At 72.1% G+C, this 15,991-nt stretch carries 16 protein-coding genes; all 16 read right to left on the bottom strand.

The window, feature by feature from the left end; all coding sequences use genetic code 11:
- Positions 1 to 11: 11 nt before the first annotated feature.
- Positions 12 to 809 carry a mycofactocin-coupled SDR family oxidoreductase gene (locus tag C7S10_RS05960; protein WP_108343509.1) on the bottom strand — a complete coding sequence of 266 codons (798 nt, stop codon included), beginning with the start codon at positions 807 to 809 and terminating at the stop codon, positions 12 to 14.
- 7 nt (positions 810 to 816) lie between these two features.
- Positions 817 to 1,995 carry a pre-mycofactocin synthase MftD gene (mftD, locus tag C7S10_RS05955; protein WP_108343508.1) on the bottom strand — a complete coding sequence of 393 codons (1,179 nt, stop codon included), beginning with the start codon at positions 1,993 to 1,995 and terminating at the stop codon, positions 817 to 819.
- Positions 1,996 to 2,098: 103 nt separating this feature from the next.
- Positions 2,099 to 3,235, bottom strand: coding sequence for an XdhC family protein (locus tag C7S10_RS05950; RefSeq protein WP_108343507.1), 1,137 nt, complete (start codon positions 3,233 to 3,235; stop codon positions 2,099 to 2,101).
- Entirely contained in the window at positions 3,228 to 4,343 is a 1,116-nt protein-coding gene (locus C7S10_RS05945; protein ID WP_108343506.1) for a vWA domain-containing protein, read from the bottom strand. Before C7S10_RS05945 ends, C7S10_RS05950 begins: the two co-directional genes overlap by 8 nt.
- Complete coding sequence (locus C7S10_RS05940) at positions 4,340 to 5,209, bottom strand: AAA family ATPase (RefSeq protein ID WP_108343505.1); 870 nt, start codon at positions 5,207 to 5,209, stop codon at positions 4,340 to 4,342. The genes C7S10_RS05945 and C7S10_RS05940 overlap by 4 nt, the downstream gene beginning before the upstream one ends.
- 40 nt (positions 5,210 to 5,249) lie before the next feature.
- Positions 5,250 to 6,194, bottom strand: a complete 945-nt coding sequence (locus tag C7S10_RS05935) for an aminoglycoside phosphotransferase family protein (protein ID WP_108343504.1) — start codon at positions 6,192 to 6,194, stop codon at positions 5,250 to 5,252.
- Positions 6,191 to 6,730: a nucleotidyltransferase family protein gene (locus C7S10_RS05930; protein ID WP_108343503.1), complete on the bottom strand. Its 540-nt coding sequence runs from the start codon at positions 6,728 to 6,730 to the stop codon at positions 6,191 to 6,193. Before C7S10_RS05930 ends, C7S10_RS05935 begins: the two co-directional genes overlap by 4 nt.
- On the bottom strand, positions 6,727 to 7,239 hold the full coding sequence (locus C7S10_RS05925; protein WP_108343502.1) for an SRPBCC family protein: 513 nt from the start codon (positions 7,237 to 7,239) through the stop codon (positions 6,727 to 6,729). The genes C7S10_RS05930 and C7S10_RS05925 overlap by 4 nt, the downstream gene beginning before the upstream one ends.
- On the bottom strand, positions 7,236 to 7,802 hold the full coding sequence (locus C7S10_RS05920) for a hypothetical protein (protein WP_108343501.1): 567 nt from the start codon (positions 7,800 to 7,802) through the stop codon (positions 7,236 to 7,238). The genes C7S10_RS05925 and C7S10_RS05920 overlap by 4 nt, the downstream gene beginning before the upstream one ends.
- 185 nt (positions 7,803 to 7,987) lie before the next feature.
- Positions 7,988 to 9,622, bottom strand: a complete 1,635-nt coding sequence (gene groL / locus C7S10_RS05915) for a chaperonin GroEL (RefSeq protein WP_108343500.1) — start codon at positions 9,620 to 9,622, stop codon at positions 7,988 to 7,990.
- 197 nt (positions 9,623 to 9,819) lie between these two features.
- Positions 9,820 to 11,610 (bottom strand): pilus assembly protein TadG-related protein, encoded by a 1,791-nt coding sequence (locus tag C7S10_RS05910; RefSeq protein ID WP_108343499.1) that lies wholly within the window; start codon positions 11,608 to 11,610, stop codon positions 9,820 to 9,822.
- A 7-nt stretch (positions 11,611 to 11,617) separates the two neighbouring features.
- Entirely contained in the window at positions 11,618 to 12,259 is a 642-nt protein-coding gene (locus tag C7S10_RS05905; protein ID WP_108343498.1) for a TadE/TadG family type IV pilus assembly protein, read from the bottom strand.
- Positions 12,260 to 12,393: 134 nt separating this feature from the next.
- Positions 12,394 to 13,251, bottom strand: coding sequence for an ATP-grasp domain-containing protein (locus C7S10_RS05900; protein ID WP_108343497.1), 858 nt, complete (start codon positions 13,249 to 13,251; stop codon positions 12,394 to 12,396).
- The gene (locus tag C7S10_RS05895) at positions 13,248 to 14,045 is read right to left on the bottom strand and encodes a methyltransferase (RefSeq protein ID WP_108343496.1); all 798 of its coding nucleotides are present in this window, start codon (positions 14,043 to 14,045) and stop codon (positions 13,248 to 13,250) included. The genes C7S10_RS05900 and C7S10_RS05895 overlap by 4 nt, the downstream gene beginning before the upstream one ends.
- 9 nt (positions 14,046 to 14,054) lie before the next feature.
- Positions 14,055 to 15,299, bottom strand: a complete 1,245-nt coding sequence (locus C7S10_RS05890; protein ID WP_243395234.1) for a low temperature requirement protein A — start codon at positions 15,297 to 15,299, stop codon at positions 14,055 to 14,057.
- A gap of 24 nt (positions 15,300 to 15,323) precedes the next feature.
- Positions 15,324 to 15,929, bottom strand: coding sequence for a LysE/ArgO family amino acid transporter (locus C7S10_RS05885; protein ID WP_108343495.1), 606 nt, complete (start codon positions 15,927 to 15,929; stop codon positions 15,324 to 15,326).
- Positions 15,930 to 15,991 lie beyond the last annotated feature (62 nt).

Raw genomic sequence — 15,991 nt, 5'->3', positions numbered from 1 at the left:
AACCACCTGCGCTACCCCGACCCGCCACCCACCTCGACCACCGACCCGTTGAGCAGCCCGCCGGCCACCGAGCAGCAGTGCGCGATCGTCGCGGCCACCTCCTCCGGCTCGTGGACCCGGCGCGACAGCTGGTGCGCCGTGAGCTCGGAGGGGTCCGCGAGCCCGTAGAGCCGTGCGGTCGCGTCGAGCATCGGGGTGCGGGTGGCGCCGGGCGACACGGCCACCGCGGTCACCCCCGTCCCGACCAGGTCGGCGGCCAGCCCGCGCACCAGCCCGACGACCGCGTGCTTGGCCATCGTGTAGCCCGCGAGGTGGAACAGCCCGCGGCTCGCCGCCGTCGACGCGACGGCCACGACCCGGCACCCGGACGGGTCGGGGCCCGCCAGCATGTGGGGTACGGCGACCGCCGCCGTGCTCCACACCCCGAGCGTGTCCACGGACCAGACCGAGGCGAGCTCGGCCTCGGTCGTCTCCCACAGCGGGCGGCCACCCGCCATCACGGCCGCGCCGGCGACCGCGACGTCCAGCCGCCCCCAGCGCTCGACCGCGAGCGCCGCCGCCTCGGCGAGCGCCTCGCGGTCACGCACGTCGGCGACGACGGGCACGACCGAGTCGCCCGATCCGTCCGCCACCGCGTCGAGGTCGGCGCGGGTGGCCAGGGGGTGCTCGACCCCGGCCAGTCCGTGGTCCTCGCCGAGACAGGCATCGACGGCGACCACGCGACAACCCGCCGCCACGAGCGCTCGCACGGTGGCAGCGCCGATGCCACGAGCGGCACCGGTCACGAGGGCGACGCGGGGCTGGGTCACGACCGGCTCAGCTCCGGGCCACGCCCAGGGTGCGGGTGAACCCGTCCGGCACGACCACGTCGTCCGGGGTCAGGTCGTGGATCGAGGAGTGGCCCAGCCCGAGCAGCGCCGAGTCGATGCCGCCGCGCAGGATGTCGAGGACGTTCTCCACGCCTGGCTGGCCACCGGCAGCGAGTCCCCAGAGGTAGGCGCGGCCGATCATCACGGCCCGGGCACCGAGGGCGACGGCCTTCACGACGTCGCTGCCGCGCCGGATGCCGGAGTCGAGGAGCACCTCGACGTCGTCACCGACCGCGGACGCGATCGACGGGAGCACGCGGATCGGCGCCGGCGTGCTGTCGAGGTTGTTGCCGCCGTGGTTGGAGACCGAGATCGCGGTGACACCCGCGTCCCGGGCGCGGTGCGCGTCGTCGACGCGGCAGATGCCCTTGAGCATGAACGGCCCACCCCACTCCTCGCGGAGCCAGGCGACGTCCTCCCACGTGGGCGGCGGCGTCATCATCCACTCGCCGTACGCCCCGAAGAACGTGGGCGCCTGGCTGCCGGGCTCGGCCAGGTTGGGCGTGGTCAGGTCGGGGAGCCGGCCCGAGCGCGCGAAGTCGGCGAGCCAGCGCGGCCGGCGCAGCACCTCGGGGGCGAACCGCGCCATCGCCTTCACGTCGAGCTTCTCCGGGATCTTCGGGCTGCCCCAGTCGCGGCCGTGCGAGAACGACCAGTCGAGGGTGGCGATCAGGCCGACGGCACCGGCCTCCCGGGCTCGGTCCATCCGGCGCAGCATCGAGTCACGGTCGCCCATCCAGTAGGTCTGGAAGAACGTCTGCGGGTTGGCCGCGACCACGTCGGAGAGCGGTTTGCTGGCGAAGGAGCTCAGGCCCATCGCCGTACCCCTCGCCGCGGCCGCACGGGCGACGGCGACCTCGCCGTCGGGGTGGACGGCCTGCACGCCGGTCGGCGAGATGACCACCGGCATCGAGATCTCCTGGCCCAGCACGCTGGTCGCGAGGTCGCGCTTGGCCGACAGGCCCGCGACGTGCGGCGCCAGGCCGAGCTCGCCGAAAGCGCGGGTGTTGTCGTCGTAGGAGACGCCCCGCTCGGAGCCGGCGAGCAGCGCGGAGTAGACGGACGACGGCAGCCGCTTCTTCGCCCGCCGCTGCGCTTCACTGACTGTCTCGAACCACTGGCCCATTGCCTCACTCCTCCGGTCGTCGTCTCGACGCTAGGTGGCTCGGCGCGCGGCGATAACTGCCCGTCCGGAGGGGACGGACCCCCCGAGTGAGGGGTACGTCGGATCAGGCCGTGTCGTGGTGGATCCGGCCCTCGGTGCCGGCCAGGCGCTCGCCGCTGCCACCCCAGCGACCGGCGATGATCTCGGCCGCGATCGAGATCGCGGTCTCTTCGGGAGTGCGCGCGCCGAGGTCGAGCCCGATGGGCGAGGACAGCCGCGCGAGGTCGTCGTCGGTCAGGCCCACCTCGCGGAGCCGGGCCATCCGGTCGTCGTGGGTGCGCCGCGAGCCCATCGCGCCGACGTAGGCCGGGCGCGACTCCTCGGGCAGCCGCAGCGCGACCTCGAGCAGCGGCACGTCGAACTTGGGGTCGTGGGTCAGCACGGCGACGACCGTGCGACGGTCGAGGTGACCGGCCTCGACCTCGGCCGTGAGGTAGCGGTGCGGCCAGTCGACGACCACCTCGTCGGCCTCGGGGAAGCGGCTGGTCGTGGCGAAGACGGGCCGGGCGTCGCACACCGTCACGTGGTAGCCGAGGAAGGTGCCGACCCGGGCCACGGCGGCGGCGAAGTCGATGGCACCGAAGACGAGCATCCGCGGCTTGGGCGCGAACGCCCAGACGAAGACGCGCATCCCCTCGCCGCGGCGCTCGCCGTCGGGGCCGTAGGACAGGGTCGCCGACTGGCCGTGGGCGAGGAGGCCGAGGGCGTCGTCCCGCACGGCGTCGTCCGCGCGCGCCGAGCCGATCGAGCCGGTCGAGACGCCCTCGGGCCGGAGCACCAGGCGCCGCCCCAGCCACGCCGGGTCGGGGTGCTCGACCACGGTGGCGACGGCGACCGCGCGACCGGCCTCGAGGTCGGCAGCGATCTCGCCAAGCTCGGGGAACGTCTCGCGGGAGACCTTCTCGACGTAGACGTCGAGGATCCCGCCGCAGGTCAGGCCGACGGCGAAGGCGTCGTCGTCGGAGACGCCGTACCTCTCGAGCACCGGCTCCCCGGACTCGACGACGGACTGGCCGAGCTCGTAGACCGCTCCCTCGACGCAGCCGCCCGAGACCGAGCCGACCGCGCTGCCGTCTGGGCCCACCAGCATCGAGGCGCCGGGAGGGCGGGGCGCCGACTGGAAGGTCGCCACCACCGTCCCGACACCCACGGTCTCGCCGGCCGACCACCACGCCATCAGCTCGTCCATCACCTCACGCACGACCGACCACCTCCAGCAGCTCCTCGAAGGTGGCCAGGGAGTGGCCGGCCACGAAGTCGTCGCAGTGTGGCAGGGCGATCGCGATCCCCTGCTGGACCGGCTCGTAGCCGGGCTTGCCGCGGTGCGGGTTGACCCACACGACCCGGTGCGCGATGCGCCGGAGCCGGGCCATCTGCTCGCCGAGCAGGGCCGCGTCGCCGCGTTCCCAGCCGTCGCTGAACACGACCACGACCGCGCCGCGGGCGAGCCCCCGCTGTCCCCACCGGTCGAGGAACACCCGCAGCGTCTCGCCCAGGCGGGTGCCGCCCGACCAGTCGGGAACCGTCTCCCCCGCTGCGACGATCGCGCGGTCGCCGTCGCGGTGCCGGAGCGCGCGGGTGACGTGGGTGAGCCGCGTCCCGAGGGTGAAGACCTCCGCGCGGGGTTGCGTGGACACGACCCGGTGGGCGAGGCGCAGCAGCGCATCGGCGTACGCACTCATCGAGCCGCTGACGTCGACCAGCAGCACCACCCGGCGCGGCCGGACGCGACGCCGCCGCCAGGCGAGGTCCCCCGGCTCGCCCATCCGGCGCAGCGAGTCGCGCAGCGTGCGGGAGGCGTCGAGGCGGCCGCGGTGCCAGCGCTCGTGCCGCGAGGTGCGACGGGTGGGGGCGGTCGGGTGCAGGGTGGCGAACATCGCCGCGAGTCGCTGGCGCTCGGCGGCGTCGAGGCCCGCCACGTCGCGGTGGCGCAGCACGTCGGTGGTGGTGGCCGCCGCCCGCAGCACGTCGTCGGCGTCCTCGGCCGTCCCCTCGTCCGCCTCGTCGAGGCTCGGGAGGGTGGACGGCTTGGGCATCGGCAGTCCGGTGTCGCGGCGACGGGGCAGCTCGCCGCGCGGGTCGAACCACGCGTCGAAGACCTGGTCGTAGCGCAGGAGGTCGTCGGGGCTCGCGCACAGGGTGGCGCGACCGGCCCAGTACGTCACTCGGCGGTCGTCGAGGCCGACCAGTGACGTCGCCTCGACGAACCCGTGCGCGCGGTCGGGCGTCACGGGGACGCCGGCGGCCTTCAGCGCGCGGGTGAAGCCGACCAGCGCCGGCATCGGGTCGAGGGTGTCCATGTCGCTCATGACGTCAGCATCCGGTCGAGCGCCTGCTTCACCCGTTCGGCGTCCTCGCGGTACTTCACCAGCGCGCCGAGCGTGGCGGCGGCCGTCTCGAGGTCGAGCGTGGTCGTGCCGAGGTGCTGGAGCGCCCGGGCCCAGTCGAGTGTCTCGGCGACGCCGGGCGGCTTGAGGAGGTCGTCGCGGGTGCGCAGCTGCTGCACGACCCCGACGACCTGGCGGGCGAGGGCCTCGGCCACCTCGGGCGCACGCGATCGCAGGATCGCCACCTCACGGTCCAGGCCGGGGTGGTCGATCCAGTGGTAGAGGCAGCGTCGCTTGAGCGCGTCGTGGAGCTCGCGGGTGCGGTTGGACGTGAGCACGACGTACGGCGGGGTGGCGGCGCTCACCGTGCCGAGCTCGGGGATCGTGACCTGCCAGGTCGAGAGCACCTCCAGCAGGAAGGCCTCGAACTCGTCGTCGGCCCGGTCGACCTCGTCGACGAGCAGCACCGCAGGCGACTGCTGGAGCGCGGCGAGCACCGGACGCGCGAGCAGGAACCGCTCGTCGTACAGGCTCTTCTCGGCCTCCTCGACGCTCCCCTGCGAACCGGCGGCCTCGAGCGCCCGCAGGTGCAGGATCTGGCGCGGGAAGTCCCAGTCGTAGAGCGCCTGGGTGGCGTCGATCCCCTCGTAGCACTGGAGCCGCACCAGCGGGACGTCCAGCGTCGCGGCGAGCGCCTCCGCCAGCGCAGTCTTGCCGGTGCCGGGCTCGCCCTCGAGGAGCAGGGGCCGCTGCATCCTCATGGTCAGGAAGAGCACCGTCGCCAGCTCGTCGTCGGCGAGGTAGCCGGTCGCACCGAGGCGCGCTGCAACGTCGGCAGCAGAGTCCATGTCGGTCAGGTTACGGGGCGAGACGTTGGCCGGACGTTGGTCACGCCCACGGTCGGTGCCGGTCGTGCAGGAGGTGCTCGGCGCTGGCGAGGAAGGGCCTCCCCACGCGCTCGGCGCCGAAGGACATGACGTAGAGCCCGGTGGACACGCGCTCGAGGAACGCCCACGCCCAGATCCGCGCCGGATCGAGACCGGTGTGGTCGGCCGCCAGGTCGCACCAGCCCTCGAGCCGCGCCCGCGCCCCGGGACCGGTCAGGTGCGAGCACCAGTCGCGCAGCGCGACGCCCGCGTCGTAGGCGGGGTCGCCGCGGAAGCCGTCCGGGTCGACGAAGACGTGGCCGACGGGCGCCCCGCCGCGCGGAGCGAGGACGGGCAGCGTGTTGCCGGGATGGGCGTCACCGTGCAGGACGACGTCGTGGCCCGGGTCGTGACCGGCCAGGGCCTCGGCGTGGTCGAGGGCGGTCCGGAGCACGGCGGGGTCGGTCGGGTGCCCGAGTCGCTCGTCGAGGTCGCGCACGAGCGCGTGCAGCGAGACCGCCTTGTCCTCGCCGGGCGGCACCGCGTCGAGGGGCAGCGTCCAGGCCTCGCGCAGGGTGTCGGCGACCAGTCCGATGGCGCGTTCGGGCGGGTCGGGCGTCTGGGCGAGCGAGCGGCCGAGGGCCTCGACCAGGATCGCGTCGCGCTCCGCGTCGTGGGCGTGGAGGAGGACGTAGCCGCGCCCGCCGGCGGCCCGGAGGACGCGGACCTCGGCCACGAGGTGGTGCCCGGGGGCCCCGACCTTGACCACCCGGGCCTCGCCGTCGCGGGTGGTCGCACGGCAGACGTACGACGCGCTGCCGCCCGGCAACGCCCGCCCCAGCGTCAGGTCCCACTGCTCGGCCAGCTCGGCGAGCACGCTCGGAAGCGCGCGGTGCCACGCCGCACCCTCCTCGCCCTGCCCGGACAGCTTGGCGCGGGTCAGCGGCTGCAGCCGGGGGACGCTCATCGCCGGTCGCGGTCGCGTCCGGTGGCGAGGTCGCCGCACTCGACACCGAGCGTGTCTTGGGCCTCGAGGTAGGCCTTCGCGCCGACGTCGCCGTGCAGGGTCGCGGCCAACGGCTCCACGTGGTCACGGCCGATGAGCACGGGGTGGCCGGGCCTGCCGTCGTACGTCGCTCGCGCCAGCGTCGCTCCGCACGCCAGCACCCGCGCGATCACGTCGGCACCCACGTCGGGGAGGTCGACGAGGGACACCAGCACGTCACCGTCGTGCGCGGCGGCGTCCAGGCCGGCGCGCAGGCTCGCGCCCATCCCCTCGGCCCAGTCGTCCGCGACGACGACCGTCGCGGCCGTCCCGGTCAGGAGCGCCCGCGCTTCCCCGGCCTGCGCCCCGAGGACGACGCGCACCTGCGTGCAGCCGCCGTCGAGGAGCACCTCGACGGACCTGCGCAGCCAGGACGTGCCGTCGGCGTCGTGCACCAGCGCCTTGGGCATGCCCATCCGCCGGCCCGCGCCGGCAGCCAGCAGCAGCCCGGCGGTCACGTCGTGCGGTCCCCGCCCTCGAAGTCGGCCTTCATCGCCGCGAGCGTGCGTCGGATGTTGCGGCGCTGGAAGTCGGCGAAGAGCCGCCCTCCCGTGACGGTGCGGTCGAAGGCGGCCGCCACGACGTCGGGCCAGCCGCGGCGGCCGTCGGCCCACGTCTCGGTCACGCGGGTGCCTCCGTCGACCGGCTCGAAGTCGTAGGTCCAGGTCGCGATGCGGCCCGGGAGGAGCGGCGTCCTTGCGCCGATCTTGCGTACGGCGAAGGCGAACCGCCGCCCGGGCTCGGACTCCGTGACGACGCACTCGGTGCTCCAGCGCGCCCGGCCGCGACGGTTGGTGCCGTCGAAGACCTCGCCCTGCGTCAGGGGCCGGCCGGCCTCGGGCGTCCTCGCCCCTGTGTTCTCGCCGCTCCAGCGCGGCATCTGGGTGGGATCGGCGACCTGCGCCCAGAGCGTGCCGGCGTCCTCGTCGATCACGACGCTGTCACTGACCTGCATCTCGCGGGTCACTCGCGCACCGCCGCGGTGGTGCCGTCCTCGCCCTGCTGCTCGTCGATGCGGCGCTTGATCCGGCCGAGGCCGGGCAGCTTGGCCAGCATGTCGTTGAGCTCGCGCGAGACGGCGAGCAGGTCGTGCAGGTCGGGGGCCACGGTGCCGAGGGTCGTCATGATCGGCAGCACGTCCTCCTCCAGGCGGGTGCTCAGCTCGGGCAGGTGGTCGACGAGATGGACGAGCGCCGCCACCTCGTCGGGGTTGGTGGTCTCGGACAGCTTCTCCAGGGTCGGCTGGAGCCGGGCCAGCGACGGCTCGAAGTCGTCGAGGAGGGTGGTGATGCGGCCCACCTGGGTCTCGGCGCGGTCGACGACCCCGCTCGTGCGGACCACGACGCCGGCCGCGTCGCGGGTCACCGCCTCGACCTGGTCGATGGCGGCCGACGCCCGGACCATCAGGGCCTCGGCCTGGTCGAGCAGGGCGAGGACGCGGGGCACGGCGCCGAGGAGGGCCTCCACCTGCTCGGAGCCCCTCTCCAGCACGGCCAGCAGGTCACGGGGTCCGGGGACGGGCAGTCGCATGCCCTGATTCCTATCAGGTGCCTGCGCGGCGACCGCCGGACCGAGGACGACAGCAGGGCCCCCGTCCGAGGACGAAGGCCCGAACGAACGAATCTGGGCCGCGGCGGAGCCGCGACCCAGATCGTTTGTGAAGCGCCGATGCGGACTGCGACTTGTCGCAGGCCGCGAGGCGGGCTCGAGGACTCCTAGAAGTCCATGCCGCCCATGCCGCCCATATCGCCGCCGCCACCCATGGGCGCCGCCTTCTCGGGCTTGTCGGCCACGACGGCCTCGGTGGTGAGGAACAGCGCCGCGATCGAGGCAGCGTTCTGCAGGGCAGAGCGCGTGACCTTGGCCGGGTCGATGATGCCCTCGGCGATCATGTCGACGTAGTCGCCGGTGGCCGCGTTGAGACCGTGACCGGCCGTCAGGTTGCGGACCTTCTCCGAGACGACGCCACCCTCGAGACCGGCGTTGACCGCGATCTGCTTGAGCGGGGCCTCGATGGCGACGCGCACGATGTTGGCACCGGTGGCCTCGTCACCCTCGAGCTCGAGCTTGGCGAAGGCCTCGTTGCCGGCCTGGACCAGCGCGACGCCACCGCCGGCGACGATGCCCTCCTCGACGGCCGCCTTCGCGTTGCGAACGGCGTCCTCGATGCGGTGCTTGCGCTCCTTGAGCTCGACCTCGGTGGCCGCGCCGACCTTGATCACCGCAACGCCGCCGGCCAGCTTGGCCAGGCGCTCCTGCAGCTTCTCGCGGTCGTAGTCGGAGTCGGACTTCTCGATCTCGGCGCGGATCTGGTTGACCCGGCCCTCGATCTGGCTGGCGTCGCCCGCGCCCTCGACGATGGTGGTCTCGTCCTTGGTGATGACGACCTTGCGGGCCTGGCCGAGGAGCTCGATGCCGGCCGACTCGAGCTTGAGGCCGACCTCCTCGGAGATGACCTGGCCACCGGTGAGGATGGCGATGTCCTGCAGCATGGCCTTGCGGCGGTCACCGAAGCCGGGAGCCTTGACGGCGACCGACTTGAAGGTGCCCTTGATCTTGTTCACGACCAGGGTCGACAGCGCCTCGCCGTCGACGTCCTCGGCGATGATCAGCAGCGGCTTGCCGGACTGCATGACCTTCTCCAGCAGCGGGAGGAGGTCCTTGACCGTGGAGACCTTGGAGTTGGCGATCAGGATGTAGGGGTCCTCGAGGACCGCTTCCATCCGCTCCAGGTCGGTGGCGAAGTAGGCCGAGATGTAGCCCTTGTCGAAGCGCATGCCCTCGGTCAGCTCGAGGTCGATGCCGAAGGTGTTCGACTCCTCGACGGTGATGACGCCTTCCTTGCCGACCTTGTCCATCGCCTCGGCGATGGCGTCACCGACGGTGGTGTCGCCACCGGCGGAGATGGTGGCGGTGGCCGCGATCTGCTCGCGGGTCTCGACCTCCTTGGCCATGGAGAGCAGTTGCTCGGACAGCGCCGAGACGGCCGCCTCGATGCCGCGCTTGAGGCCCATCGGGTTGGCGCCCGCGGCGACGTTGCGCAGGCCCTCGCGGACCATGGCCTGGGCGAGGACGGTGGCCGTCGTCGTGCCGTCACCGGCGACGTCGTCGGTCTTCTTCGCGACCTCCTTGACCAGCTCGGCGCCGATCTTCTCGTAGGGGTCCTCGAGCTCGATCTCCTTGGCGATGCTCACACCGTCGTTGGTGATCGTGGGGGCGCCCCACTTCTTCTCGAGCACGACGTTGCGGCCCTTGGGACCGAGGGTCACCTTCACGGCGTCGGCGAGGGTGTTCATACCCCGCTCGAGGCCGCGGCGGGCTTCCTCATTGAAAGCAATCAGCTTGGGCATAACTCGTGAGACTTCCTTCGTCATGAGTCAGGGTGGACGACCGGCTGGCTGCCCGCGACGGACGACCCCCGCGTCTCCGACGGACCATTCCCGACGGCGCGTGAGACCTCAGCGTCACCGGTCTCGCATTGGCACTCTCATGTTGAGACTGCCAGCGTCATGTTTAGCACTCGCACCCGGAGAGTGCAAACGTCGTCCTACTCGACGAGGCGGATCGGTTCGCCGAGGATCTCAGCGGTCCAGGTGGTGGCGTCGTGCACCCCGTTGGAACCGCCGAAGTCGACGGTGACGCGCCACCAGCAGCCGCCCTGGGACTGCCAGGTGCAGGTGTAGTTGTTGGGGATCGGCACCTTCATGTACTGCTGCTTGCCGTTGAAGGCCGTGCTGATCGCCATCGAGCAGGTGGGCAGGTTGGAGGTGACGAAGCCGGAGGCCTTGCAGTTGGTGGCCGAGGACATGTTGGAGTCGGCCGGCGGCACGATCCTCATCGAGGCGCTGCTGGTCGCGCCCTCACCGACGTCGAAGAACCCGAAGTTGAGCGTCTTGCCCTGCGCCGCCGGCACCACGCGCACCAGGTTGAAGGAGGTCTGGGCGTTCTCGCCGTTCACGAAGATCCGCATGCTCTTCCAGGCCGAGATGGACACGCTGCCCGCGGTCCCGGAGTAGGCCCGCAGGCCGAAGGAGTTGACGGCCGTGCCCTTGACGGTCGTGTCGTCGCCCGACTGCGAGAAGATCGCGCTGTTCCCGCTGGTCGAGGTGTCGGTCGCGGCGCCGCTGAACTTCACGTTCGAGCGGACCTGGAGGTAGTAGTCGCCCGCCACGGACGGCGTGAAGGTGCACAGGGTGTTCCACTGGTGGAACACGCTGGCGAGCCCGTCCTTGTAGTTGCTGTTGCCCCTCGTGAGCGCGGCCGTGGTGACCTCGCTCTCCTTGTACCCGCGGTACTGCTTCGCGCAGGAGGTGATCGGGGTGCCCTGGGTCGGCACCTGGGTGTCGGTCGGGTTGCGCAGGCCGAAGGAGGTCACGGTGGGCGCCTCGGTCTGGCTGCCGGTGCGCATGTCGTTGTCACCCGTGCACAGGGCGGTCGCGGCTTCGCGGTTGGTCGTTCCGGACGCGTACGACGCGGGGTTGGGGTAGCGCAGCTTGGCGTCGGCCGGCGTCCAGTCGTTGGCGTTGTTCGTGGTGCTCGACGACGTGCCCCAGTTGGGACGTGACTCGCACTGCTGGCCGGTGGGGACCGAGGCGGGGTCGTAGACCTGGATCGTCACCGGGCTGCCCGGATTGGCGACGCGGACGACGTAGAAGTAGCCGAGCGGGTCGAACTCGGTGTTCTTGTTGGCGCTGTCGCAGCCGTCCTCGTTGCCGGCGCACGTCCGGGCGGCGAACCGCTCACCCTGGGTCTTGGCGATGTCGGGGCCGTTGATCGAGGCCCAGAAGTCGGGGTTGCTCGTGCAGTTGGCACCGGCCGGGATGTTGCCGGGGAGCTGACTGCCCGTGGGCCCGGCGGCCGTGGTGCCGGGTGGCTCGTTGCCGAAGGTGTTGCAGGGGCTGCCCATGGGCGCAGGGCCGTTGTAGTCGGCCACTGCGGAGCGCGTGATGGTGCTGGTGCCGATGCCGAAGGCGTTGGCGAAGAAGTTGTCGACCGACTGGCTGATCGTGACCTTGAGGCGGGTCGGCTTGTCGCCCTGGGTCACGGTCACCGTCGTGCCCGAGCCAGCGGTGTAGCCGTTGATGGTGGCCACGGCCACCGCCCGCGAGCGGGCGCTGTTGATGTCATCGGGCATGTACGTCACGCCCGCCGTCGAGGCCGCGTCCGCCGCAGCCTGGAGGTGCTCGGCCTCGACCCACCAGCGCGCGGTGTCGATCGCGAGGGCGCACAGCGGGATCGCGAGGAACGCGAACAGGATGGCTCCGAGCACCATGACGGCGCCGCGCTCGTCGGACTTGCTGTAGCGCCGGCGGGACTGGGCGGATCGGGTCGCGGTCATGCGGGCCTCACTGGTGCGCGTTGGGGGTGCCCGGCTTGCACCGGTCGGACTCGAGGGGCTCGAACTGCATGACCGTGCGCTCCTGGATCGCCTTGGAGGCGCCGAAGAAGCCCGAGACCATCTTGTGCGTGACCTGCATGCCGACGCCCACGCTGTCGCGAGCGGCGTCGTTGAGGCAGGCGTTGATCGAGGCCGACGCCCAGCTGCCGCTGGAGTAGCGGAACTTCGAGAGTCCGGAGTCCCAGACGTACTTCACGCAGTTGGAGCCGCACGTCAGCGACGTCTGGCCGGCGGGATAGCCGTTGGCGCCAGGCTTGTAGATGAGCAGCCAGTCGATGTCGTTGGTGTCGAGCGAGGTCGCGGTCGTCTGGATCGCGTCCGCGGCGCCCTGGGCGAACGCGGGGGCGTTGGCCGGCGTGCACGGCGGCGGGTTGGCGCTGGCCTCGCACGTCCCCGGCCCGGCGCCGCCCGAGGCGGACGCGGTGCGGGCCCCGTTGCGCACGGCGCTGTTGACGGCGACGTAGTCCTTCATGAGGAAGGCCGACTCGACGATCATGAACATGAGCAGGATCAGCGGCATCGCGATCAGCGCGAACTCGACCGCAGCGGCTCCACGCTCTTCGCTGCGCGCGCGTCGTCGAACGTTCACGGGTGTCCTCTGCTCGGTGTGGACGGGGCCATCGAGGCCCGGTCCGGAATGCCAATCGTCCAAGAAAGAAGGCTAGGGGTGAGGACTTCCCCGTCGGCTCCCCCGATCCGGCCATTTGGACTAGTCCAAATGGGTCACTCGAGACGGCCCGCGACGAGGTCGGCGAAGGGCTGCGCGTTGTCCGGGAGGACGTCGAGGTAGAGCCCGGGCTCCGTCACCTCGAGCTCGCTGACGGCCCACGCGCCGTCGTGGTGGAGCAGGTCGACGCGCGCGTAGTCGAGCCGCCCCCCGAGGGCGCCGGCCGCATCGACGGCCCGCTCGGACAGCTCCGCGAGCTCCGGCCCGAGGGGCACGGGCGTCGAGGCGCCTCCGTAGTGCTCGTGCACCCGGATCTCCCCGTCGGCCGGCAGCTTGTCGACCTGCGACACGGCTCGGCCGCCGAGGACGAACACGGACGTCTCGCCGCGGGTCCGCACGGACTCGACGAGCGGCTGCACGATCCACGGGCCGCGCGCCGTCGGCAGCTCGGGGTGGTCGACGAAGTCGCGGCCCAGCCGTTCGTCGGCGGGGTCGTCGACCACGAGCACCCCGGCGCCGCCCGCGCCGATGCGGGGCTTCACGACCGCCGTACCGAATCCGGCGACCGCCGCCGAGAGGGACGCGACGTCGTCCGCAGCGACGGTCGGCACGACGGGGACGCCCGCGAGGGCGGTGAGGTAGACCTTGTCGAGGTTCCAGGTGAAGACGTCGGCGCCGTTGAGCAGCCGGTCCTGGTCGAGCCGCCCGGCCCAGGCCAGGAAGTCGGAGGGGCGGGCCATGTAGTCCCACGTCGAGCGGACCGCGACGAGGTCGGCCGCCGACCAGTCGACCGCCGGGTCGTCCCAGACCACCCAGCGCGACTCGACGCCGCGGTCCGCGAGGGCGGCATCCAGGGCGGCGGCGCCGGGCTCGCCGGCGGGCCAGTCGGCGCTGGTCACCAGCAGGACGGTCACGAGGACGCTGCCGGGTCGTCGTTGCTGCCGTGGAAGGTGTGGGCCGCGGTGTCGCGGTTGCTCCCCTCCACGTTGTCGCCCTTCTCGATCACGACCAGGTTGTGGTAGCAGTGCACCGCCGTCACGTGCCGGTCCGTGTAGCTCGACTCGTAGCCCTCGACCAGCAGCTCCTCGTGGTTGAGCCCGTCGACGAGGTCCTTCACCAGGTCCATCGACGTGCCGCGCGCCCGCGGGTCGAGCGCACCGCCCCACGCCGGCCAGTAGGACGTCTGGATGTCCTCGATGCAGTAGATCGCCCCGTCGGGAAGCAGCGGGAAGAGGATGGCGAACGTGGTGCGCACGTGCTCGGGGATGTGGCTGCCGTCGTCGATCACGACCAGCGGTGCGCCCTCCTCCTCGATGATGCGCTGCAGGATCCCGGGATCGGTCTGGTCGCCGAGGTACGTCGCGACGTGCCCGCCGTCGAGGAACGACTTGTCCTCGATGTCGAGGCCGACGATCCGCGCCTTCGGGAAGAACCAGCGCCACATCTTCAGCGACGCCCCGCTGCGCCGCTTGCGCGTGTAGCCGCCGATGCCGATCTCGAGGAGCACGAACTTCTCCCGGCGCAGGTGCTCGAGGTGCCGCTGGTAGTGCGGGGTGTAGCGGTGCACGCCCCACTTGTCGGTGCCGAACTCGACGGCCAGCTCGGTGAGGTCGAGCGACATCAGCCGCTGGCGTCGCTCGGCCCTCTTCGCGGCCTTCTTCGCGGCCTCGTCGTCGGGCGGACTGGCTGCGGCACGTCGGAATGGCACGGCACGACCCTAGTCGCGCGCCAGCACGGCCTCTTCGTGGCGGTGGCCGATCGTCTCGTAGCCGATGACCGTCACCCACGGCGTGGCCGCGACGACGAGCAGGCACCACTCGAGCGGCTGCCCTGCCTGCGCCATGACGACCCCGGCGGCCATGACCGCCACGCTCGCGACCAGCAGCGCGAGGTGGAAGGGATCGAAGGTGAGCGTGAGGATCGAGTAGAGGACGAGCACGCCGATGACGTACGCCGCCAGCGGCACCACCACCGTCCACAGCGTGGCGACGGCGTCGAGCTCGCTGTGGTGCTCGATGAAGTAGGCGGCGACGTGGAGCCCGGCCCCGACGGCGACCAGGGCCGCCATCACGACGAAGTGGCTGTAGCCCCACGCGAGCCCGCGACCGGGGTGGCGGTCGAGCAGCTCACCGTTGGGCAGCACGAAGTAGATCCACCACATGCCGAAGATCAGAGCCACTCCGGCCACGCCGAGGATCGCCACGTCCCCGCTCCAGCCCGGCCCGTCCGGCCCGACGATCGCGCTGAGCGCGGCGACGGTGCCGAGCAGCCCCTCCCCCAGCGCGATGATGACGAGCAGCCCGTAGCGCTCGGCGAGGTGGTGGGGGTGCCACGGGATCCGCTGGTCGGCGGCGACGCGCTCGCCGAAGACGGGACCGCTGAGCTCGACCACGAGCGGCACGACCATCACCAGCAAGGTGTGCTCGATCGTCATCTCGGCGAGTGCGATGTAGCACCAGATCACCTGCGAGGCCACGATCGTGGCGACGTAGACCAGCGGCGACCTGCGCCGGGGCGGGTCGGCCCGGGCGGCGCGCAGCCACATCGCCACCATCGGCACGCGCATCACGACGTAGCCCAGCACCATCACCCGGTTGTCGAAGTGCTCGCCGTGCTCGAGCGAGGAGAACAGCGCGGGCAGCCCGAGCGCGAGGATCAGCACGCCGATCATCTGGACCATCACCATCAGCCGGCACAGCCAGTCGTCGGTGTCGTAGGCGCTGGCGAACCAGGTGTACTGGATCCACGCCCACGTCACCGCGAACATCGCGAACGCGAAGCCGCCGAGCCCGGACCCGACGTGGTCCGCCGCGAGCGCGTGAGCCAGCTCGTCGGCCGCGAGCCCGAAGGCGATCACGAACGTCAGGTCGTAGAGCAGCTCGAGCGGGGTCGCGGCCCGGTGCGACTCGCGCGGGTCGCGCCCGGTCATCGGGGTCAGCCGGTGCGTCAGGGCCTGCGTCACGACGACGCAGTCTAGGGAGGCGGGTCAGCCCAGGGCGAGGCTCAGCGCGATCAGCACCATGACGACGGCGATGAGCCCATCGAGCACCCGCCACGCCACCGGCCGGGCGAAGAGGGGTGCGAGCCGGCGCGCGCCGTACCCCAACCCGAAGAACCACGCGAAGCTCCCGAGCGCCGCTCCGAGCGCGAACACCCACCGGCCGTTGTCGCCGTGCTGGTTGGCGATCGACCCCAGCAGCAGGACGGTGTCGAGGTAGACGTGCGGGTTGAGGAACGTCAGCGCGGCGGCCGTGGTGAGCGTGGCCCGCACCGTCGCCCCGCCCGCGGCCTCCCCCGTGGCCATCGCGTCGGGGCGTACGGCGCGGCGCAGCGCCAGCACGGCGTAGCCGAGGAGGAAGAGGACCCCGCCCCAGCGCACGACGTCGAGGACGACCGGCGCCCGCTCCACGACGGTGCCGATGCCGAGCACGCCGGCGCCGATGAGGACCGCGTCGGCGAGGGCGCACAGGAGGGCCACGGCACCGACGTGCTCGCGACGGATCCCCTGACGCAGCACGAACGCGTTCTGCGCGCCGATGGCGACGATCAGGGACAGCCCAGCCCCCAGGCCGGCCAGCAGGGTGAGGAGCACGGTCCGAGCGTAGGGTTTTCCATTGTTTCAGCCCAGCGAAAGATATTAGCGACGCATTAGCA

Origin of the sequence: Nocardioides currus (genome assembly GCF_003057875.1) — a bacterium.
Taxonomy (GTDB): Bacteria; Actinomycetota; Actinomycetes; order Propionibacteriales; family Nocardioidaceae; genus Nocardioides; species Nocardioides currus.
Note: the sequence above shows the minus strand (reverse complement) of the source record. Positions and strands in the feature narration are given on the sequence as shown.

Excerpts from the sequence above, each read along its gene's own strand:
- C7S10_RS05920 (WP_108343501.1), bottom strand. The coding sequence starts at position 7,802 with ATGCGACTGCCCGTCCCCGGACCCCGTGACCTGCTGGCCGTGCTGGAG.
- mftD (WP_108343508.1), bottom strand. The coding sequence starts at position 1,995 with ATGGGCCAGTGGTTCGAGACAGTCAGTGAAGCGCAGCGGCGGGCGAAG.
- C7S10_RS05910 (WP_108343499.1), bottom strand. The coding sequence starts at position 11,610 with ATGACCGCGACCCGATCCGCCCAGTCCCGCCGGCGCTACAGCAAGTCC.
- C7S10_RS05945 (WP_108343506.1), bottom strand. The coding sequence starts at position 4,343 with ATGAGCGACATGGACACCCTCGACCCGATGCCGGCGCTGGTCGGCTTC.
- C7S10_RS05935 (WP_108343504.1), bottom strand. The coding sequence starts at position 6,194 with ATGAGCGTCCCCCGGCTGCAGCCGCTGACCCGCGCCAAGCTGTCCGGG.
- C7S10_RS05940 (WP_108343505.1), bottom strand. The coding sequence starts at position 5,209 with ATGGACTCTGCTGCCGACGTTGCAGCGCGCCTCGGTGCGACCGGCTAC.
- groL (WP_108343500.1), bottom strand. The coding sequence starts at position 9,622 with ATGCCCAAGCTGATTGCTTTCAATGAGGAAGCCCGCCGCGGCCTCGAG.